We start from the raw sequence: 19037 nt of genomic DNA on the forward strand, positions 1-19037 counted from the left end.
TCAACCGAGGGACCGGCGCCTTTTTTTGAATACTGGAATTGCCCATGAAAGCCGTCGTCTGCCGCTCGCCCGGCGACCTTGTCCTCGAAGACCGCGCCAACCCCGGAGCGCCGCCACCCGGTTGGGCGCGTGTCGCCGTCAGCCATGTCGGCATCTGCGGCACCGACTACCACATCTTCGAAGGCAAGCACCCGTTCCTCGCCTATCCGCGCATCATGGGTCACGAAGTCGCGGGCACGGTCGTCGAGAGGGGTGAAGGCGTCGACCTTGCCGTCGGCGAACCGGTGATCATCAACCCCTATCTCGCCTGCGGCAAATGCATCGCCTGCCGGCACGGCAAGCCGAATTGCTGCGTGAAGATCGAGGTGCTCGGGGTCCACCGCGACGGCGCCATGTGCGACGAGATCCTGGTGCCGGAGCAGAACCTTTATCCGACGAACGGCCTTTCGCTAGCCGACGCCGCTGCGGTCGAATTCCTGGCCATCGGCGCGCATGCGGTGCGCCGCTCGCTCGGAACGCCCGGCCAGCGCACGCTGGTCATCGGCGCCGGCCCGATCGGGCTTGGCACGGCGATCTTCGCACGCATCGCGGGGCTGGATGTCGGCCTGCTCGACATGAGCTCCGAGCGCCTCGGCTTCGCTGAGAAGGAACTCGGCTTTGCTCCGCTGGACGCCTCGAAAGCGACGGCCGCCGAACTGGTGCGACAGACAACCGCCGGCGAAGGCTTCGACCTTGTTTTCGATGCCACCGGCAACACCCGGTCGGTGCAGTCGGCCTTCGCCCATGTCGCGCATGGCGGGACGCTGGTGCTGGTCAGCGTCGTCAAGGACGACATCGCCTTCTCCGACCCGGAATTCCACAAGCGCGAGATGACGCTGGTCGGCAGCCGCAATGCGCTGCGAGCCGATTTCGACCATGTCGCGGCCTCGATCCGCGACGGCGCGGTGCCATTGGACAAGCTCGTCACGCATCGCACGACGCTCACCGCAACGCCGCGTGACCTCGCCAGGTGGGCGCATGAGAAGTCCGGCCTGATCAAAGCGGTGATCGAGGTCGGCTGAGCGCGGCTAGTCGTTGGCTGAGAGTCTGAGTTCCACCCGCTCCGCTGAGAAGCGCGACTCGGCGAACTGGATAGGCTGACCGTCGAGCGTGACGTTGACGGACATCGTTACCAGCACGATGGCGCCGGGTTGCAAGTCCAGTGCCGCAAGATCGTCGGCATCGGCATGCCGGGCCGATAGCACCGTCGACTGCCTGAGATAATCGTTGATGCCGAACCGCTTGAGCGAGGCAGTGATCGATCCCGTTTCCGCCATTGCCGTTTCAATACCGGCGAAGCGCTTGGCGTCGAACCAGGTCGTCGCCCGCGACACCGGATGGCCGTCGGCCTCGCCGCGCGTCTCCAACCGGATCACGGCCGCGCCCCTGGCAATGCCCAACGCCTCGGCGATGCGCCGGCTGGCCGGTTCCGTAGATGACGACAGCAGCGCGATATGCCGCTCGGTCGTCTGCCCCTGCAGGCCGGTCGAGAAACGCGTGCGCGCGCCGATCGGATAGGACAGCCGCTTGCGCGACAAGACGAAGGTGCCGCGCCCCTGCTCGGCCTTCAGCACGCCTTCCTGCACCAGGGCTGCAATGGCGCTGCGCACCGTATGGCGGTTGACGCCGTAGCGCTCCGCCAGCGCCATCTCCGGCGGCAGCGCGGCATTCTCTGCGAAATCGCCGTTGGCAATCGCCTGCAGAATCCTGTCGGCGATCTGCCGCCACAGCGACACGCCGTTGCGCCTCTCGATACTCGCCGCCAGCCCGGTCACTTATCGCCCCCAACCATTTTTCCCGCCTTGTCATCCACCCGTCATGGACTCCCGTTAGGGGTTGAGTATAATTTGTATAGTTGTCTATATCAATAGACAAATTTATGCATGCAGGGAGCGATGCCATGCGAGGACAGGAAGCGCGCGAGCAGGCAGGGCGGAAGGCCGTGATGGCGACGCTGGCGCATACCGCGGCCGACGAGATCGTCCGCCTGTGGAGCGAGTCGGGCCTGCCTTCCGAGGCGGAGCTTTTGCGCGGCCCCGAAACCGGATTGGTGACGGTGCGCGGGCGGATCGGCGGCGGCGGCGCGCCCTTCAACGTGGGCGAGGCGACGGTCACCCGCGCCACGGTGCGGCTGCCGTCCGGACAGATCGGCCACTCCTATGCGCTGGGACGCGACAAGGGTAAGGCCAAGCTCGCGGCGATCGCCGACGCGCTCTGGCAGGACCCGGCGCAGCGCGAGGCGGTCGAGACGAAGCTGGTCGCGCCGCTGCGCGCGGCGCTCGATGCGGCGCGCGAGACGCGGCGCGTCGAAACGGCGGCTACGAAAGTGGATTTCTTCACCATGGTGCGCGGAGAAGACTGATGGACATCGCCACGCAATCGATCGACGGCGGCTTTGCCGAGCCGGTCTTCAACGCCCAGGCCGTATTCCGCGCCATCATGGACGCGATGGCGCGTCCAGGTTCCGTCCAGCCTTTGCCGCCGCTCGCCCATCCGCCGGCGCCACTTTCGGCGACGGCCGGCGCCATTGCGCTGGCACTCTGCGACAACGACACGCCGATCTGGCTCGATCCGCCGTTGCAGGCGGAAGCCACGGTCAAGACCTGGCTCGGCTTTCACACCGGCGCGCCTTTGGCCAACACGCCCGCCGACGCGCATTTCGCCCTGATCGCCAATCCGAAAGAGATGGCGGCGCTCGACGGTTTTGCGCAAGGCACGCAGGAATATCCCGACCGCTCGACGACGCTCATCCTGCTCACCAGCGATCTCGGTTCCGGCCCCACGCTTTTGCTCGAAGGCCCCGGGATCGAAAAGACGGCGATGATCGCGCCGACCGGCATGCCGCGCCATTTCGTCGAGCAATGGAAGCAAAACAACCAGCGTTTCCCGCGCGGCGTCGACATCATCCTGGCGGCACCAGGCAGCCTCGCCTGCCTGCCGCGCACCACCCGCATCAAGTCCATGGAGGCATGACATGTATGTCGCGGTGAAAGGCGGCGAGGCGGCAATCGCCAACGCCCATCGTCTGATGGCCGACCGCCGCCGCGGCGACCGCTCGGTGCCGGCGCTGCGCCTCGACCAGATCGTCGAGCAGCTGGCGCTCGGCGTCGACCGGGTGATGAGCGAAGGCTCGCTCTATGATCGCGAGCTTGCGGCTCTGGCCGTCGTCCAGGCGCGCGGCGACATGATCGAGGCGATCTTCCTGGTGCGCGCCTACCGCACCACGTTGCCGCGCTTCGGCTACACCAATCCGGTCGATACCGGCGCCATGCAGATCGAGCGGCGTGTGTCGGCCACCTATAAGGACCTGCCCGGCGGCCAGGTGCTTGGGCCGACCTTCGACTACACCCACCGCCTGCTCGATCCCGAGCTTGCCGCCGGCGCCGATGTCGAAATGCCCGCGCAGCGTCCGGTCGAGGCCGAGCCCATGCCGCGCGTCTCTGCGATCCTCGCCCATGAAGGCCTGATCGAGGCCGATGGCGAAATGCCGCTTGACCATGTGCACGGCGATATCACGCGCGAGCCGCTGCAATTCCCGATGGCGCGTGACATCCGCCTGCAGGCGCTGTCGCGCGGCGACGAGGGTTTCCTGCTGGCGCTCGGCTATTCGACGCAGCGCGGCTATGCCCGCAATCACCCCTTCGTCGGCGAGGTGCGCATCGGCGAGGTCGAGCTCGAGCTGGACGTGCCGGAACTGCCCTTCGCCGCGCCGCTCGGCTCGATCCGCGTCACCGAATGCCAGATGGTCAACCAGTTCAAGGGCTCGGCCAAGGCGCCGCCGCAGTTCACGCGCGGCTACGGCCTGGTCTTCGGCCAGAGCGAGCGCAAGGCGATGGCGATGGCGCTGTGCGATCGGGCGCTGCGCGCCTCCGAACTCGGCGAGGATGTCGTCGCCGCGGCGCAGGACGAGGAGTTCGTCATCTCGCATTCCGACAATGTCCAGGCGACCGGCTTCGTCGAGCATCTGAAGCTTCCGCACTATGTCGACTTCCAGGCCGAGCTCGGCCTGGTCCGCCGCATGCGCGCCGAATATGAAGCGCGGGAAAATGAGGACAAGGCCGCCGAGGAAAAGCGGGAGGCGGCGGAATGAGCTTAATGCCCGCCCCCGGAATGTCCGCCGCCGCCGTCGAACGAGCCGCCGCTATAGCCGCTGGCGCCGCCGACCGTCTCGCCTTGCGGCGGGTCCTTCGGCGCGGGCAGAAACATCTTGCGAAGCGCGAAGGCCGCAACGCCGGCGAACACCAGCAAAAGCACGCCGAGATGCATCCAACCGGTAGAGTCCATCAGGGTCTTCTCCCGCGTCCTGGACGCCAAATCCATAGCACGGAGCGGACGTGATCGCCATGACCGACATAGCCACCTATAACTTCGCCTATCTCGACGAGCAGACCAAGCGGATGATCCGCCGCGCCATCCTGAAGGGCATCGCCATCCCGGGCTACCAAGTGCCTTTCGCCTCGCGCGAGATGCCGATGCCCTATGGCTGGGGCACCGGCGGTGTTCAGGTCACCGCCTCGATCATCGGCCCGGATGATACATTGAAAGTCATCGACCAAGGCGCCGACGACACCACCAATGCCGTCTCGATCCGCGCCTTCTTCAAGAAGGTCGCCAAGGTCGCCGTCACCACGGAGACGGCGAAGGCGACGATCATCCAGACCCGTCACCGCATTCCGGAGCAGCCGCTCACCGCGGGCCAGGTTCTTGTCTTCCAGGTGCCGATCCCCGAGCCGCTGCGTTTCCTCGAGCCGCGCGAGACCGAAACGCGAAAAATGCATGCGCTGGAGGAATACGGCCTCATGCATGTGAAGCTTTACGAGGACATCGCCAAGCATGGCCGCATCGCCACCACCTACGCCTATCCGGTAAAGGTCGAGGGCCGCTATGTGATGGACCCTTCGCCGACGCCGAAATTCGACAATCCGAAGATGCATCGTTCGCCGGCTTTGCAGCTGTTCGGCGCCGGCCGCGAGAAGCGCATCTATGCGGTGCCGCCCTTCACCGACGTCGTCAGCCTCGACTTCGAGGACCATCCCTTCGAGGTGCAGACCTTCGACCAGCCCTGCGCGCTCTGCGGCGCCGAGAACGTCTATCTCGACGAGGTCATCCTCGACGACCATGGCGGCCACATGTTCGTCTGCTCGGATACCGACCATTGCGAGAAGCGGCGGGCTGATGGACACGGAGAGCAGCCGGCAGAGACGGTCAAGGAGCGCGCGTGATGGGCACTTCATTCGTCGCTATTGGCGACAAGGGCTTCTGGATGACGGACTCCGTCCTCTCGCTTTGGCTAAGGCTGCTGGCTCTAAATCTGGAGGGCGAAAGAGATCCAGCACATCCGCTTGCGGTGCTGCGCGACGAATGGTTATGGCAGTCGGAGGTTGCGAGCGTCGGATTTATGGACGCCAGGCTTGACCAAGTTGCTAGCGAGCCCGCCACGAAAGCATCTGTTGTCGCTGCTATCGAGAGGTTGCTCGACGAACTTTCCCGGCATCACGGCAAGCTCGCCGGACCCACCTTAAACCTTCTTGGCTTCAGAGGGGTCTCCTGGACTGGGGATTTCGAAGCGAAGGACCTGATCGAGGTCGGAAACGCTTTCCTCGCGCTGATTGCCGGAAAGATCGACTCCGAAGCCAACAGCACTGAATTCATGCCGGGATGCCGCTAATGACCGACGAACCGCTGCTGCGCGTCTCCGCGCTCTCCAAATTCTACGGCTCGCGCGTCGGCTGCGAGAACGTCTCGATCGATCTCTGGCCGGGCGAAGTACTGGCCGTAGTCGGCGAGTCCGGCTCCGGCAAGACGACGCTGCTCAACTGCCTGTCGACCCGTCTGCTGCCCTCCTCCGGCACCGCCAGTTACCGCATGCGCGACGGCCAGTGGCGCGAGCTCTACCGGATGAGCGAAGCCGAGCGCCGCTTCCTGATGCGCACCGACTGGGGCTTTGTTCACCAGAACCCCGCCGACGGGCTGCGCATGGCGGTCTCGGCCGGCGCCAATGTCGGCGAGCGGCTGATGGCGGTCGGCGACCGCCACTACGGCAGGATCCGCGCCACCGCGGTCGACTGGCTGTCGCGTGTCGAGATCGACGAGGACCGCATCGACGACGAGCCGCGCGCCTTTTCCGGCGGTATGCGCCAGCGCCTGCAGATCGCCCGCAACCTGGTGACCGGACCGCGCCTCGTCTTCATGGACGAGCCGACCGGCGGCCTCGACGTCTCGGTGCAGGCCCGCCTGCTCGACCTGTTGCGCGGGCTGGTCACCGATCTCGGCCTCGCCGCGATCGTCGTTACCCACGACCTCGCGGTGGCCAGGCTTCTGTCGCAGCGCATGATGGTGATGAAGGACGGCCGCGTCGTCGAAAGCGGCCTCACCGACCGCGTGCTCGACGATCCGCGCGCGCCTTATACCCAATTGCTTGTTTCCTCGATTTTGCAGGTATGATGATGGCCACCCCGCTTGTCGTTTCCGATGTCGCCAAGAGCTTCACCATGCATCTGCGTGACGGCGTCACGCTGCCGGTGGTGACGGGTGTCTCCTTTTCGATCCGCGCCGGCGAATGCGCGGTGCTTGGCGGCCCGTCCGGCGCCGGAAAAAGCTCGATCCTGAAGATGCTCTACGGCAACTATGCCGTCGACGAAGGCCAGATCATCGTCCAGCATGGCGGCGGGTTGATCGATCTCGCCAGCGCCAACCCACGCACCGTACTTGCCGTACGTCGGCAAACGATCGGCTATGTCAGCCAGTTCCTGCGCACCGTGCCGCGCGTCTCTGCGCTCGACGTCGTCGCCGAGCCGCTGGTCGAGCGCGGCGAGGACAGGGAAAGCGCGCGGGCGAAGGCTCGTTCGCTGCTGGCGCAGCTCAACCTGCCGGAAAAACTCTGGGCCCTGCCGCCGGCGACCTTCTCCGGCGGCGAGCAGCAGCGCGTCAACATCGCGCGCGGCTTCATCACCGATCATCCGATCCTCTTGCTCGACGAGCCGACCGCCTCGCTCGACGCCAAGAACCGCGATGTCGTGGTCGAGCTCATCGCCGCCAAGAAGGCGGCGGGCGTGGCCCTGCTCGGCATCTTCCATGACCTCGATGTGCGTGACGCGGTCGCCGATCGCGTCATCGACGTCACCGCCTTCGCCGCCGGGAAGATCGCCGCATGAGCAAAAAACTGTCGGAAGCGCCGCTGGTCCATCCGACAGCGCAGGTCGAAAACTCGACGCTCGGCCGCTGGACCGAGATCGCCGAGCGCAGCCGTGTCGCCGAATGCGAGCTTGGCGATTATTCCTACATGATGCAGGACTGCGCCGTCTGGTGCGCGACCATTGGCAAGTTCTCCAACATCGCGGCAAGTGTGCGCATCAATGCCACCAACCACCCGACATGGCGGCCGACGCTGCATCACTTCACCTACCGCGCCTCCGATTATTGGGACGACGCCGAGCATGAAAGCGAGTTCTTCGCTGAGCGTCGCGCCAAACGCGTCACCATCGGCCACGACACCTGGCTCGGCCATGGCTCGACCATTCTGCCTGGCGTGACCGTCGGCGACGGCGCTGCGGTCGGCGCCGGCGCCGTGGTGTCGAAGGACGTCGCGCCCTACACCATCGTCGGCGGCGTGCCAGCAAAGCCGATCCGCGAGCGTTTCGACCGCCGCACCGCCGAGCGCTACCAGGCGCTTGCCTGGTGGGACTGGGACCATGCCAGGCTGCGCACCGCGCTCGACGATTTTCGCGAGCTGTCGGCGGAGGCGTTCCTGGAGAAGCATGGCGGGTAAATTGTGAATAGTGAATGGTGAATGGCAACGAAGCCCTTCTTCACCATTCACCATTCACCATTCACCATTCACCATTCACCATTCACCATTCACCATTCACAACCTTGACACACGACTCGGACAGGAGGCGATCTTCCCTAGGAGATCGCCATGCTCGACACCGTCAAACCCTCGCTCGCCGGATTCTTCGAGGGCTCCAATCCGGCGCCGCCGACGCATCTTGGCACCCGCTACGACACGGCTGGCAACTTCCTGCCAGAACCCGGCAACACGGCCGTCAGCCATCTCGTCGCGGGCTCGCCCTCCGAAGCCGCGGTCATCAAGGTGCGTGAGCGCATGCTCGCCATGCCGGATGCGGATCGCCTCGCCTTTACGCCGATCTCCAGCCTGCACATGACCCTGTTCCAGGGAATCGTCGAATATCGGCGCCGCCTTCCCTACTGGCCTTCGGACGTGCCGCTCGGCACCGGCATCGACGACATGACCCGCCTCTATCTCGAACGGCTGCAAGGCTTCGAGTGCCGCGGCGCATTCAACATCAAGGTCGTCGAAGTCCTGCCGACCGGCCTGACCGTTGCTGGCGCCACCGAGGAAGATCGCCGGATTCTGAAAGCCTGGCGCGATGCGCTATCCGTGCCGTTCGGCTACCGCCATCCGGACCACGACACCTATGTCTTCCACATCACCTTCGCCTACCAGGTCCGGCGCCTCGCCGACGACCGCGCCGCGGCCTGGCAGGCATTGTTCGACGACAGCCTGTCGTTCCTCCAACGCGAGGCTCCAGTGATCGAACTCAGGCAGCCTGCATTCTGCAGCTTCAAGGACATGAAGCATTTCGAGGAATTGCTCGTGCTCGGATAGGCCGGATGCATGTCACCCGGAAGTGCGCAGCGGGTCTGGGACAATAACTGCTTCAATCGGCATTCATTGGCCTGTGACTCGTAACAAAACTGACATCAATTCGACACCCCAGCTTCATCGGCCTGCGATAGCGAAGGTCAACAGACCTTCAAACCCGCGACGGACTGGAGCCTTGGTATGTCGGCATCATCGGCCACGCTGGAAATCCGCGGCGTAACCCGACGATTTGGCAAGAACACCGCCGTCAGCGACATCAACGTCTCGATCCCGCGCGGCCAGATGGTCGGCATCATCGGCCGCTCCGGCGCCGGCAAGTCGACGCTTCTGCGCATGATCAACCGTCTCATCGATCCCAGCCAGGGGTCGATTTTTTTTGACGGCGCCGAGGTCTCCAGCCTGCATGGCTCGCCGCTGCGCCGCTGGCAGCGCGACTGCGCCATGATCTTCCAGCAGTTCAACCTCGTGCCGCGCCTCGACGTCTTGACCAACGTCCTGCTCGGCCGCCTCAACCATCGCTCCACCGTTTCCAATCTGCTCGGGATGTTCACGCACACCGAATGCGCCGAGGCGGTGGCCGCGCTCGAGCGCCTCGACATTGCACGCACCGCGCTGCAGCCCGCCGGCACGCTGTCGGGCGGCCAGCAGCAGCGCGTGGCGATCGCGCGCGCCATGATGCAGCAGCCCAAGGTGCTTCTGGCCGACGAGCCGATCGCTTCGCTCGACCCGCTCAACGCAAAGGTGGTGATGGACTCGCTGCGTGACATCAATTTGCGCGAAGGCATCACCGTCGTCACCAATCTGCACACGCTGGACACCGCGCGCGCCTATTGCAACCGCATCATCGGCATGGCCGCCGGCAAGGTCGTCTTCGACGGCGCGCCGGAAGACCTCGACCGCGACGCCGTGCGCACCGTCTATGGCGCCGATGCCAGCGGCGCCGATATCTCCGAAGCCATCACGTCGACCAGCGTGACCATCAAGCCGAAGATCATCGCATCCGCCGGACCGCTCGAGCCAGCATTCCCTGGCTACTGAACCCACCGCCCGGCCTCAGGCGGTCCGGGCAAATTGTGGATATCGGCAGAGCAACCCGGATCGCCCGCCAGCGTCAAAGGCAAAACTTGAAAAATCAGAACGCCGCCGGCGCGCAGCCGGAGCAACAGGAGAGAGACCAAAATGTTCAGGAAAATGGTTTTTGGGGCGGTTTCGCTGCTCGCCATGGCGGCAAGCGCCGCGCACGCCGCCGACATCAAGGAATTCCGCGTCGGCATCCTCGGCGGTGAGAACGAGACCGACCGTCTGCGCAACTACCAGTGCCTCGCCGACCACCTGAAGGCCGAGTTCGGCTTCGATAAGGTGTCGCTGTTCCCGGCCGCCGACTATGACGGCGTCATTCAGGGTCTGCTCGGCGGCACGCTCGACTTCGCCGAACTCGGCGCCTCCGGCTATGCCAGCGTCTATCTCAAGGATCCGAAGGCTGTCACGCCGATCCTCACCACCAAGCAGACCGACGGCTCCACCGGCTATTATTCGATCGGCCTAGCGCTCAAGACCTCCGGCATCACCGACATCAAGTCGGCCAAGGGCAAGAAGCTCGGCTATGCCGATCCGGATTCGACCTCGGGTTACCTGATCCCGCTGACCCAGATCCCGAAGGACACCGGTGCTTCCAACGAGACCTACTTCGCCTCGACGCAGTTCAACGGCGGCCACGAGAACAACGTGCTGGCCGTGCGCGACGGCAAGGTCGACGTCGCTGTCGACGATTCCTCGGGCATCGGCGACTTCAAGAACGGCTACACCTCGGGCACCTTCCACAAGGAAGTCGCCAAGGGCGCCGTCGACCCGAACGACTTCGTCGAAGTCTGGCGCTCGGGCCTGATCCCGAACGGCCCGCTGGTCGTTCGCACCGCGCTCGGCGACGACATGACCGCCAAGCTGACCGCCTTCTTCACCGCCCTGCCGGCCAAGGACAAGGCCTGCTTCGAAGGCGTCGAGGGCGGCGATTTCACCGGCTATGTCCCCGTGAAGCCGGACTTCTACAGCGTCATCGTCGAAGCCCGCAAAGCCGCTATCGGCGGCTAAAGGCAAGATCAGAAAGGGCGGTGTACCTCCAGCACCGCCCTTTTTGCATGCTCCGATCATGACATCAGCCACACTCCATTCCGACACGACCCGCCAGCAAGCCGATGCCTGGCGGCGCCAGACTTCGCTGCGCCGCTTCTACACCGCGCTTTGCGTCGGTCTGCTGCTTGTCGCCATGTGCGCTACCATGTGGTTCGCCGACGAGGCCAACGCCGGCCACTTCTTCGACCGGCTGCCGCATATCCTCGATTTCCTGAGCTGGCTGATCCCGAAGGACTGCAACGACGTCTGGCGAGCGCTGTTTGACATCGCCTCGCCCAACGACAAGGGCACGCAGGAGTTCAATTTCCCGCTCGGTCGCGTCTACATCTGGGGCGGCTTCTACATCCCAGAATATTTCGAGCTGATGCTGACCACGGTGAACGTGGCGCTGGTCTCGACCTTCATCGGCTTCGTCTTCGCGGTACCCTTCTCCTTCATCGCCGCGCGCAATTTGACGCCGAGCCCGATCCTGCGGCTCGTCGTCAAGCGCTTCATGGAACTGCTGCGCGCCTTCCCGGAAATCGTCATTGCCGGCCTGTTCGCGGCCACCGTCTCGATCGGCCCGGTCGCCGCCATCATCGCCATCGGTCTGCATTCGATCGGCGCCCTGGGCAAGCTGTTCTACGAGATCAACGAGAATATCGACATGCGCCCGGAGGAGGGCCTGCGCGCCGTCGGCGCCAACTGGTTCGAGCGCGTGCGCTTCGCCGACCTGCCGCAGGTGCTGCCTAATTTCATGTCCTATACGCTGCTCCGCATCGAGATCAACGTGCGTATCTCGACCATCATGGGCGCGGTCGGCGGCGGCGGCATCGGCGAGGAGCTGAAGCTTTCCATCTCGCGCGGCTTCGGCGCCAAGACACTGGCGCTGGTGCTCTTGCTCTTCACTACCATCTTCCTCGTCGACCAGTTCTCCGCCTGGCTGCGCCGCAAGCTCGTCGGCGAGCAGGCCTTCCTGATGAGCGCTTGATATGGCGGCGACAATGACTGTCGATCAAGTCAAGGCCATCGAAGACCGCCACCCGCAGATCTTCCAGCGGCCGGCCTACAAGCGCTTCTGGCCGCTGCTGCTGATCGCCGGCACGGTGCTCTACCTCGCTTATGCCTTGTGGTTCTTCAGCCTGCCGCAGGTGCTGCGCGAGTCGCATTGGGAGCGCCTGCCGCTCTTCCTGTCGCAATGGATCAGCTACGACCTGCAGCCCGAATTCCGGCTCGACCAGCCTGAGATCACGCCGAAATATCCGCGCTTCTCCGCGCTTGGCGAAAACCCCAATCCCGACTGGGTGATCAAGAACCCCGACGGCACCTACACGGTTCAGATCGACGGTGATGCAAAATCCGTCACCTTCGACAAGACAAGGGCCTCGATCACCGCCAATGGCGTGACCGTGCCGATAGCGCTGACCGGCGGCAAGCCCGTGGTGACCGGCCCGGTGCCGGACTGGATGACCGTGCACGACGACGAGATCGTCGCCAAGATGGGCTTTGCCGGCGAAGTGCGCGTCACCGTCGACCGCGTCAAGGTGCGCAAGCGCTTCCTCGGCTGGGCGAATTTCGTCTTCGACACCCGCTCGCCCTTCTTCGGCAAATCCGCCGGCGAGGTCTTCTCGTTGATCGTCTCGGGGCCAGAGCTCAAGCCCGGCACGTCGAACCTTGCTCTGGCCGCCGACAACATCTGGAACAACGCGCAGTGGCAGCACGGCGACGTCTGGACGAAGCTGTTGCAGACCATCGTCATGGCGTTCCTCGGCACGCTGCTCGGGGGCATCGTCGCCTTCCCGCTCGCCTTCTTCGCCGCCCGCAACATCACGCCGAGCGGCATCCTCAGCCAAGTGCTGAAACGCTTCTTCGACTTCATGCGCTCGGTCGACATGCTGATCTGGGCGCTGTTCTTCACTCGCGCCTTCGGCCCTGGACCGCTGGCCGGTAGCGCGGCGATCTTCTTCACCGAGATCGGCACATTGGGCAAAACCTATTCCGAGGCGCTGGAGAACATCGACGACAAGCCGCGCGAAGGGGTACTCTCGACCGGAGCCAACGGCTTGCTGGTGCAGCGCTACGGCGTGCTGCCGGAAGTTGTGCCGATCTTCATCAGCCAGACGCTCTACCAGTGGGAATCGAATACGCGCGGCGCCACCATCATCGGCGCCGTTGGCGCCGGCGGCATCGGCCTGAAGCTCTGGGAAGCGATGCGCACCAATTCGAACTGGGCCAACGTCTTCTACATGGTGCTTTTGACGCTGCTCGTCGTCTTCATCTTCGACAACATCTCGAACTTCCTGCGCCGTAGGCTGAGCCGCACGCTGCATGACTACAACAGGCTGCAGGCAGAGCGGAGTTAACAGGCTCAGCACGGGAGGGTGCACCGAGATTCAGGTCAGGCCGAGCCGAAAATGGCAGGTTCCGAGAACCGGAGCGGAGCGTACTTGAAGTACGTGAGCACCGGAAGCGCAGGAAGCTGCCATTTGCAGGCCGGCCTCACCTGAATATCGATGCACCCTACGCCGCCTTCCTCCACCCATCCCTGATATGCCTATACCCATCGCGATAGACAGCCTCCGGGCTCTCCGCAAAATCCCGCCAGACCTTCGTCGCCGCCGCCAGATCCTTCAGGGAGCGGCCGAAGGATTCGATCGTCAGCCAGTCGTCATAACCACTCTTACGAATGGCGGAGAACGTCTCCTTCCAGGGAATGTTGCCACGCCCCGGCACACCGCGGTCGTTCTCCGAAATATGGATATGGACGACATTGCGGCGATGCTTCGTATAGGCGGCGATCGGGTCGGCCTCCTCGATGTTGGCGTGAAAAGTGTCGTACATCGCCTTGATGTGCGGCCGGTCGATCACGTCGACATGCTCCGACAGGTCGGCCATGGTGTTGACCAGATAGCATTCGAAGCGGTTCACCGCTTCGAGCCCGATGGTGACGCCTTTCTTGCCGGCATGGTCGCCGATGGCGCGCTGCGAGGCGACCGAGCGCTTCTTTTCCGCCGCCGTCGGTCCGCTGCCGGAAAAGGCGCCGAGCGTCGAATGCAGCGGCCCGCTCAGCTTGTCCGCGCCGAGCGCGGCGCTGCAGTCGATCGCCCATTTCATGTAGTCAATGCCGGTCTTGCGGGTGGCGGCATCCGGCGAGATCAGGTTCATCGCCGGATCGCCCATCGCCGAGACCGCGGTGCGCTGCAGGCCGATGCGGTCGAGCATTTCGCCCAGCTTCCTGTAGTCATCCGGTGCGCCGGCAAAGACCGGTATCTCGACGCCGTCGAAGCCTGTCGCCTTGATGTCCTTCAGCAGCGCCTCCTGCTTCTTCGAGACGCTGGTCGTCCACAAGAACATGCACATGCCGATCTTCATCGACATCCCCTCCCCATCACCTTCGATCGAGGGGTGATGAGATTCAGGTCAGGCCGGCCTCACCTGAAGATCGTCGCCCCTAGAGTTTCGTCCACGCCCCATTCTTCTTCGACGACTTCACGCAGGCCTCGATGAAGGCCATGCCCTCGACGCCGTCGGCGATGGTCGGGAAGACGACATCCTTAGCCGGCTTTCCGCCTTTCCTGCGCGCCGCGCGGATGGCGCGGGCCGCTTCCTGGTATATGTTGGCGAAGCCTTCGAGATAGCCCTCCGGATGGCCGGGAGGCACGCGGGTGACCCGCGCCGCCGCCGCCATCGATCCGGCGCCGCCGCGGGTGAGCAACTGCTTCGGCTGACCGAACGGCGTGTACCAAAGGTAGTTCGGATCGGCCTGCACCCATTCCAGCCCGCCCTTGGAACCGTAGATGCGCAGCTTCAGCCCGTTCTCGTGGCCTGGCGCCACCTGGCTGGCCCAGATCATGCCCTTGGCCGGATGGCCCTTGCCGACCGGCTTGAAGCGCAGCATGACGTTGACATTGTCGTCGAGCTGGCGGCCCGGCACGAAGGCGTCGAGATCGGCTGAAAGAGAATCCAGCTCCAGCCCGGAAACGAAGCGGGCGAGATTGTAGGCATGCGTGCCGATATCGCCGAGCGCGCCGCCCGCACCTGCTTGCTTGGGGTCGGAGCGCCAGGCCGCTTGCTTCTGGCCGGTGGCGGCGAGGTCCTCGGTCAGCCAATCCTGCGGATATTCCGACTGCACGATGCGGATGTCGCCGAGTTGGCCCTTGGCCACCATCTCGCGCGCCTGCCTGATCATCGGATAGGCGGTGTAATTGTGGGTCAGCACGAACACCTTGCCGGTCTTCTCGACGAGGGCGGCGAGCTTCTTCGCCTCGGCCAGCGAGGTCGCCAGCGGCTTGTCGCAGATGACATGGATGCCGGCCTCGAGGAAGGCTTTTGCGGCCGGGACGTGCACGTTGTTGGGCGTGACGATCGCCACCGCCTCGATGCCGTCGGGACGCTTGGCCTCGGCCTTGGCCATCTCGGAATAGGAGCCGTAGCTGCGTGACGGATCGAGCCCGAGTTCCTCGGCCGAGGCCTTTGCCCGTTCCGGGTTCGACGACAGCGCGCCGGCCACCAGCACGAAGTCGTTGTCCATGCGCGCCGCGATGCGGTGCACCGCCCCGATGAAGGCGCCCCGCCCGCCTCCGACCATGCCATAACGGATCGGGCCGCCTCCCGTTTCCGACTTCGATGCGCCGACCATTTTTTCTCCCTCGTGTCTTGGATGTACCTCCCTCTGGGGAGGCGAAGTCGCGTCAAATCCCCATCATCGCGCGCAACAGCTTCTTGTCCGTCGTGCCGGCGGCGAAATCGTCGAAGGCTTTCTCCGTCACCCGGATGATGTGGTGCTGGATGAAGGGCGCGCCTTCGGCGGCGCCGTCCTCCGGATGCTTGAGACAGCATTCCCACTCGAGCACCGCCCAGGAATCATAATTGTACTGGGTGAGCTTGGAGAAGATGCCGCTGAAATCCACCTGCCCATCGCCCAGCGAGCGGAAGCGGCCGGCCCGGTTCACCCAGCCCTGGTAGCCGGAATAGACGCCTTGCCGTCCGGTCGGGTTGAACTCGGCATCCTTGACGTGGAACGCTTTGATCCGCTCGTGGTAGATGTCGATGAACTCCAGATAGTCGAGCTGCTGCAGCAGGAAATGTGACGGATCGTAGTTGATGTTGCAGCGCTTGTGGCCGCCGACCGCGTCGAGGAACATCTCGAAGGTCGCGCCGTCGAACACGTCCTCGGAGGGATGGATCTCGTAGCCGACATCGACGCCATTGTCCTCATAGACATCGAGGATCGGCTTCCAGCGCTTGCCTAGCTCGCCGAAGGCTTCCTCGATGAGACCAGCCGGCCGCTGCGGGAAGGGGTAGAGGTAAGGAAAAGCCAGCGAGCCGGTGAACGATACCAAGGCATTGAGCCCGAGATTGCGCGAGGCCTTGGCGCCGAACTTCATCTGTTCGACAGCCCATTTCTGGCGAGCCTTGGGATTGTCGTGCACCGATGGCGGCGCGAATCCGTCCATCTGCGCGTCATAGGCGGGATGCACCGCCACCAGTTGCCCCTGCAGATGCGTCGACAGTTCTGTGATCGCGACTCCGGCATCGGCGCAGATGCCTTTCACCTCGTCGCAATAGGCCTTCGACGACGCCGCCTTCTTGAGGTCGAACAGGCGCCCGTCCCAGGTGGGGATCTGCACGCCCTTGTAGCCGAGGCCGGCTGCCCATTTGGTGATCGAAGCCAGTGAATTGAACGGCGCGGCGTCGCCCGCGAACTGCGCTAGAAACAGGCCAGGCCCCTTCATCGTCGTCGGCATCGGCATCCTCCCTCTCTTTGTTTTCGCCACCAAGCATAGCGTCGATTGGAGCGAGGGCCACCCTGTTTGGGCGAACTTACCGGCATCTCAGCGCCATGCCATTCTGGTATTACCAAATCTCGCAACTCGGTCAAGCGCCGGAAAACCGCGGGCTAGCCATCGCACTGCGAGCAAGCACTCAAGATTATCTTATAAAATCAGTATATTGACTACGCTGCCGGGCTGCCACCGCCCAGTTCTTGCCGCGCACGAAAATTTGCTGTAGAGGTCATGATAGGCCCAATTGGTCGAACCAGTTTCCGAAGAAATGCTGGCAGCGCCTTGGGGAGGAAACGTGCGGCCGCCTCGAACCGAGGCGTCGTGGGGTAAATGTGACAGGCGAATTCTGGGAAGGATAGACCATGCATCTTTCGACGCACAATTGGATGCGGGCGGAGCCGCTCGAGGTGACGCTGAAGCGCATCAAGAAATTCGGCTACGAGTCGATCGAGATTTCCGGCGAGCCCGAGCAGTACAAGACCAAGGAGACGCGCGCGCTCCTGAAGGAGCACGGCATCCGCTGCTGGGGTTCGGTGACGCTGATGCTGGGCGAACGCAACCTCGCCGCCAAGAACCAGGGCCAGCGCGAGCGGTCGGTCCAATACGTCAAGGACGTGCTCACCATGGTGAGCGAGCTCGACGGCGAGATCATCACGCTGGTGCCCGCGACCGTCGGCAAGGTCGTGCCGGACGGCACGGAGGCTGAGGAATGGGGCTGGGTGGTCGACGCCACGCGCGAATGCTTCACCCATGCCAAGAAGGTCGGCGTCAGGATCGCCGTCGAACCGCTCAATCGCTTCGAGACCTACCTCTTCAATCGCGGCGCCCAGGCGCTGGCGCTCGCCGACGCGGTAAGCCCCGAATGCGGCGTCTGCCTCGACGCCTATCACATCCACATGGAGGAATTTAACGTCTATGACGCGATCCGCCAGGTCGGAAAGCGCCTGTTCGATTTTCATGTCGCCGACAACAACCGCTTCGCCGCCGGCCTTGGCCAGATCGACTGGCCGAAGATCGTGCGCACGCTGAAGGACATCGGCTATGACGGCGCGCTGACGAACGAATTCGTTGCTCCCGTCGACCGCACACCGGCCGCGCCCTATCCGGAGATGGTCGAGCGCAATCCGGTCGACATCTCGCCCGAGCAGCTCAAATTCATCCAGGACCACGGCTCCAGCGTGCTCACGGAGAAATTCTACACCGACCAGATGCGCATCACCGCTGAAACGCTGCTGCCGCTGATCAAGTAGACCTGCGACTGAACCATCCCTTCCGCCCGACGGGCGGACGGGGGCCGAAGGGAAAACATGCGCATCAACAGCGTTCAGGCCTGGTGGGTCCGTGTCCCGATCGAAGTCGCGAAGCAGCATCGCAGCGACTTCGGTCAGGTGACGACGTTCGACGCCGCCATTTTGCGCATCGAGACCGATGACGGCCTGGTCGGCTGGGGCGAAGGCAAGAACGCCGCCGGTAGCGCCGGCAGCTATGGCGCGCTCGTCCATATGCTCAACCATGAGATCGCACCGCAGCTCATCGGCCGCGATCCGGCCGACATCGGCGTCGTCTGGGAAATGCTTTACAACGGCGTGCGGCATGAGACGGCCGCGCATGCCGGCCACGCCATGCCGCAGCTGGCGCGGCGCGGCATGAGCGTAGCAGCGATCAGCGCCGTCGACATCGCGCTCTGGGACATCCTCGGAAAGTCGCTCGGGCAGCCGGTGTGGCGGCTGCTCGGCGGCCGCAAGGTCGAGCGCATGCGGGCCTATGCCTCAGGTGGCTGGGCCTCCACCGAGGCCATCGGCGAGCAGTTGATATCCTACATCGCCAAGGGCGGCTTCAAGGCCTTGAAGATGCGCGTCGGCGCCATGGACGGCGCGCCGCATCTTTCGGCCGCGCGCGTGCGCGCCGCGAGGCAGGCGATCGGGCCGGATGTCGAGCTGATGGTCGACGCGCACGGCACCTACACCGTCGCCGAGGCCAAGCGCTTCATCAAGCTCACCGCCGACCTCGACCTTGCCTGGTTCGAGGAACCGGTGATCGCCGACGACAAACCGGGCATGGCCGAAGTCCGCGCCTCGGGCTCGACGCCGATCGCCACCGGCGAAAGCGAGGCCACACGCTACGCGTTCCGCGATCTGGCGGTGCTGAAGTCGGCCGACATCTTCCAGCCGGATCCCGCCTTCTGCGGCGGCATCAGCGAGGCGATGAAGATCGGCACCATCGCCAGCGCCTTCAATCTGCGCTTCGCCCCGCATCTGTGGGCCGGCGCGCCCTGCTTCTTTGCCGGGCTGCATGTCTGTGCCGCCTCGCCCGCCAGCTTCATCATCGAATATTCGCTCGGCGCCAACCCGATGATCCACGACCTCGTCGAGGAGACTGTCGAAGCGAAGGACGGTATGATAGCGATCCCTGAAAAGCCTGGATTGGGATTCACCATCTCCGAGCGATTCCTGGAGGCGCACGCGCAACGTATTTGA

Annotated in this window: 21 protein-coding genes; 16 read left to right on the forward strand and 5 right to left on the reverse strand. The window is 64.3% G+C overall.

Going from position 1 to position 19037, the window contains the following annotated elements; genetic code table 11:
- Window positions 1–44: 44 nt before the first annotated feature.
- A complete protein-coding gene (locus DPM33_RS06995; RefSeq protein WP_112096648.1) occupies window positions 45–1061 on the forward strand; it encodes a zinc-binding alcohol dehydrogenase family protein in 1017 nt (338 codons plus the stop codon).
- A 6-nt stretch (window positions 1062–1067) separates the two neighbouring features.
- On the opposite strand, the gene phnF is transcribed toward DPM33_RS06995, so the two are convergent.
- A complete protein-coding gene (gene phnF / locus DPM33_RS07000) occupies window positions 1068–1814 on the reverse strand; it encodes a phosphonate metabolism transcriptional regulator PhnF (protein ID WP_112096649.1) in 747 nt (248 codons plus the stop codon).
- A 125-nt stretch (window positions 1815–1939) separates the two neighbouring features.
- On the opposite strand from phnF, the gene phnG reads away from it, so the two are divergent.
- From phnG to DPM33_RS07015, 3 genes are read left to right on the forward strand one after another with little or no spacing between them, the layout of a single operon-like run.
- Entirely contained in the window at window positions 1940–2401 is a 462-nt protein-coding gene (gene phnG / locus DPM33_RS07005) for a phosphonate C-P lyase system protein PhnG (protein WP_112096650.1), read from the forward strand.
- A complete protein-coding gene (gene phnH, locus DPM33_RS07010) occupies window positions 2401–3012 on the forward strand; it encodes a phosphonate C-P lyase system protein PhnH (RefSeq protein ID WP_112096651.1) in 612 nt (203 codons plus the stop codon). Before phnG ends, phnH begins: the two co-directional genes overlap by 1 nt.
- Before the next feature lies 1 nt (window position 3013).
- Window positions 3014–4129: a carbon-phosphorus lyase complex subunit gene (locus tag DPM33_RS07015; RefSeq protein ID WP_112096652.1), complete on the forward strand. Its 1116-nt coding sequence runs from the start codon at window positions 3014–3016 to the stop codon at window positions 4127–4129.
- 2 nt (window positions 4130–4131) lie between these two features.
- Here DPM33_RS07015 and DPM33_RS35775 read toward each other — a convergent pair whose 3' ends face one another.
- Window positions 4132–4323, reverse strand: a complete 192-nt coding sequence (locus DPM33_RS35775; protein ID WP_146770214.1) for a hypothetical protein — start codon at window positions 4321–4323, stop codon at window positions 4132–4134.
- Window positions 4324–4382: 59 nt separating this feature from the next.
- Here DPM33_RS35775 and DPM33_RS07020 point away from each other — a divergent pair, with 59 nt between their 5' ends.
- The 10 genes from DPM33_RS07020 (at window position 4383) to phnE (DPM33_RS07065) (ending at window position 13137) form a co-directional block, all read left to right on the forward strand.
- Window positions 4383–5261: an alpha-D-ribose 1-methylphosphonate 5-phosphate C-P-lyase PhnJ gene (locus DPM33_RS07020; RefSeq protein WP_112096760.1), complete on the forward strand. Its 879-nt coding sequence runs from the start codon at window positions 4383–4385 to the stop codon at window positions 5259–5261.
- Complete coding sequence (locus DPM33_RS07025; protein WP_112096653.1) at window positions 5261–5707, forward strand: hypothetical protein; 447 nt, start codon at window positions 5261–5263, stop codon at window positions 5705–5707. Before DPM33_RS07020 ends, DPM33_RS07025 begins: the two co-directional genes overlap by 1 nt.
- On the forward strand, window positions 5707–6483 hold the full coding sequence (phnK, locus tag DPM33_RS07030; protein WP_112096654.1) for a phosphonate C-P lyase system protein PhnK: 777 nt from the start codon (window positions 5707–5709) through the stop codon (window positions 6481–6483). The genes DPM33_RS07025 and phnK overlap by 1 nt, the downstream gene beginning before the upstream one ends.
- Window positions 6484–6485: 2 nt before the next feature.
- A complete protein-coding gene (gene phnL, locus DPM33_RS07035; protein ID WP_112096761.1) occupies window positions 6486–7193 on the forward strand; it encodes a phosphonate C-P lyase system protein PhnL in 708 nt (235 codons plus the stop codon).
- The gene (locus DPM33_RS07040) at window positions 7190–7807 is read left to right on the forward strand and encodes a DapH/DapD/GlmU-related protein (RefSeq protein WP_112096655.1); all 618 of its coding nucleotides are present in this window, start codon (window positions 7190–7192) and stop codon (window positions 7805–7807) included. The genes phnL and DPM33_RS07040 overlap by 4 nt, the downstream gene beginning before the upstream one ends.
- A gap of 150 nt (window positions 7808–7957) precedes the next feature.
- Window positions 7958–8668 (forward strand): DUF1868 domain-containing protein, encoded by a 711-nt coding sequence (locus tag DPM33_RS07045; protein WP_112096656.1) that lies wholly within the window; start codon window positions 7958–7960, stop codon window positions 8666–8668.
- 177 nt (window positions 8669–8845) lie between these two features.
- Window positions 8846–9703: a phosphonate ABC transporter ATP-binding protein gene (phnC, locus tag DPM33_RS07050; protein ID WP_112096657.1), complete on the forward strand. Its 858-nt coding sequence runs from the start codon at window positions 8846–8848 to the stop codon at window positions 9701–9703.
- A 141-nt stretch (window positions 9704–9844) separates the two neighbouring features.
- On the forward strand, window positions 9845–10753 hold the full coding sequence (gene phnD / locus DPM33_RS07055) for a phosphonate ABC transporter substrate-binding protein (RefSeq protein ID WP_112096658.1): 909 nt from the start codon (window positions 9845–9847) through the stop codon (window positions 10751–10753).
- A 58-nt stretch (window positions 10754–10811) separates the two neighbouring features.
- A complete protein-coding gene (gene phnE / locus DPM33_RS07060) occupies window positions 10812–11765 on the forward strand; it encodes a phosphonate ABC transporter, permease protein PhnE (protein ID WP_112096762.1) in 954 nt (317 codons plus the stop codon).
- 13 nt (window positions 11766–11778) lie between these two features.
- The gene (phnE, locus tag DPM33_RS07065) at window positions 11779–13137 is read left to right on the forward strand and encodes a phosphonate ABC transporter, permease protein PhnE (protein WP_167448975.1); all 1359 of its coding nucleotides are present in this window, start codon (window positions 11779–11781) and stop codon (window positions 13135–13137) included.
- Between the two features lie 157 nt (window positions 13138–13294).
- Here phnE (DPM33_RS07065) and DPM33_RS07070 read toward each other — a convergent pair whose 3' ends face one another.
- The 3 genes from DPM33_RS07070 to DPM33_RS07080 all read right to left on the reverse strand — a co-directional run bounded on the left by DPM33_RS07070 (window position 13295) and on the right by DPM33_RS07080 (window position 16521).
- Window positions 13295–14146, reverse strand: a complete 852-nt coding sequence (locus DPM33_RS07070; RefSeq protein ID WP_112096763.1) for a sugar phosphate isomerase/epimerase family protein — start codon at window positions 14144–14146, stop codon at window positions 13295–13297.
- Between the two features lie 79 nt (window positions 14147–14225).
- Window positions 14226–15413, reverse strand: a complete 1188-nt coding sequence (locus DPM33_RS07075) for a Gfo/Idh/MocA family protein (RefSeq protein ID WP_112096660.1) — start codon at window positions 15411–15413, stop codon at window positions 14226–14228.
- A gap of 52 nt (window positions 15414–15465) precedes the next feature.
- Window positions 15466–16521: a sugar phosphate isomerase/epimerase family protein gene (locus DPM33_RS07080; RefSeq protein ID WP_112096764.1), complete on the reverse strand. Its 1056-nt coding sequence runs from the start codon at window positions 16519–16521 to the stop codon at window positions 15466–15468.
- 401 nt (window positions 16522–16922) lie between these two features.
- Between DPM33_RS07080 and DPM33_RS07085 the strand changes: the two genes are divergently transcribed.
- Window positions 16923–17810, forward strand: coding sequence for a sugar phosphate isomerase/epimerase family protein (locus DPM33_RS07085; protein WP_112096661.1), 888 nt, complete (start codon window positions 16923–16925; stop codon window positions 17808–17810).
- Between the two features lie 57 nt (window positions 17811–17867).
- Window positions 17868–19037 (forward strand): mandelate racemase/muconate lactonizing enzyme family protein, encoded by a 1170-nt coding sequence (locus DPM33_RS07090; RefSeq protein WP_112096662.1) that lies wholly within the window; start codon window positions 17868–17870, stop codon window positions 19035–19037.

The sequence above is a fragment of the Mesorhizobium hawassense genome (assembly GCF_003289945.1).
GTDB classification, from domain to species: domain Bacteria; phylum Pseudomonadota; class Alphaproteobacteria; order Rhizobiales; family Rhizobiaceae; genus Mesorhizobium; species Mesorhizobium hawassense.

Bases quoted from the DNA above. Each gene is read 5' to 3' on its own strand.
- phnK (WP_112096654.1), top strand. From the start codon at position 5,707: ATGACCGACGAACCGCTGCTGCGCGTCTCCGCGCTCTCCAAATTCTAC.
- phnH (WP_112096651.1), top strand. From the start codon at position 2,401: ATGGACATCGCCACGCAATCGATCGACGGCGGCTTTGCCGAGCCGGTC.
- DPM33_RS07085 (WP_112096661.1), top strand. From the start codon at position 16,923: ATGCATCTTTCGACGCACAATTGGATGCGGGCGGAGCCGCTCGAGGTG.
- DPM33_RS07020 (WP_112096760.1), top strand. From the start codon at position 4,383: ATGACCGACATAGCCACCTATAACTTCGCCTATCTCGACGAGCAGACC.
- phnL (WP_112096761.1), top strand. From the start codon at position 6,486: ATGGCCACCCCGCTTGTCGTTTCCGATGTCGCCAAGAGCTTCACCATG.
- DPM33_RS06995 (WP_112096648.1), top strand. From the start codon at position 45: ATGAAAGCCGTCGTCTGCCGCTCGCCCGGCGACCTTGTCCTCGAAGAC.
- DPM33_RS35775 (WP_146770214.1), bottom strand. From the start codon at position 4,323: ATGGACTCTACCGGTTGGATGCATCTCGGCGTGCTTTTGCTGGTGTTC.
- DPM33_RS07045 (WP_112096656.1), top strand. From the start codon at position 7,958: ATGCTCGACACCGTCAAACCCTCGCTCGCCGGATTCTTCGAGGGCTCC.
- DPM33_RS07075 (WP_112096660.1), bottom strand. From the start codon at position 15,413: ATGGTCGGCGCATCGAAGTCGGAAACGGGAGGCGGCCCGATCCGTTAT.
- phnE (WP_167448975.1), top strand. From the start codon at position 11,779: ATGACTGTCGATCAAGTCAAGGCCATCGAAGACCGCCACCCGCAGATC.
- phnE (WP_112096762.1), top strand. From the start codon at position 10,812: ATGACATCAGCCACACTCCATTCCGACACGACCCGCCAGCAAGCCGAT.
- phnC (WP_112096657.1), top strand. From the start codon at position 8,846: ATGTCGGCATCATCGGCCACGCTGGAAATCCGCGGCGTAACCCGACGA.
- phnD (WP_112096658.1), top strand. From the start codon at position 9,845: ATGTTCAGGAAAATGGTTTTTGGGGCGGTTTCGCTGCTCGCCATGGCG.
- DPM33_RS07025 (WP_112096653.1), top strand. From the start codon at position 5,261: ATGGGCACTTCATTCGTCGCTATTGGCGACAAGGGCTTCTGGATGACG.
- DPM33_RS07070 (WP_112096763.1), bottom strand. From the start codon at position 14,146: ATGAAGATCGGCATGTGCATGTTCTTGTGGACGACCAGCGTCTCGAAG.
- DPM33_RS07040 (WP_112096655.1), top strand. From the start codon at position 7,190: ATGAGCAAAAAACTGTCGGAAGCGCCGCTGGTCCATCCGACAGCGCAG.
- DPM33_RS07080 (WP_112096764.1), bottom strand. From the start codon at position 16,521: ATGCCGACGACGATGAAGGGGCCTGGCCTGTTTCTAGCGCAGTTCGCG.
- DPM33_RS07015 (WP_112096652.1), top strand. From the start codon at position 3,014: ATGTATGTCGCGGTGAAAGGCGGCGAGGCGGCAATCGCCAACGCCCAT.
- DPM33_RS07090 (WP_112096662.1), top strand. From the start codon at position 17,868: ATGCGCATCAACAGCGTTCAGGCCTGGTGGGTCCGTGTCCCGATCGAA.
- phnG (WP_112096650.1), top strand. From the start codon at position 1,940: ATGCGAGGACAGGAAGCGCGCGAGCAGGCAGGGCGGAAGGCCGTGATG.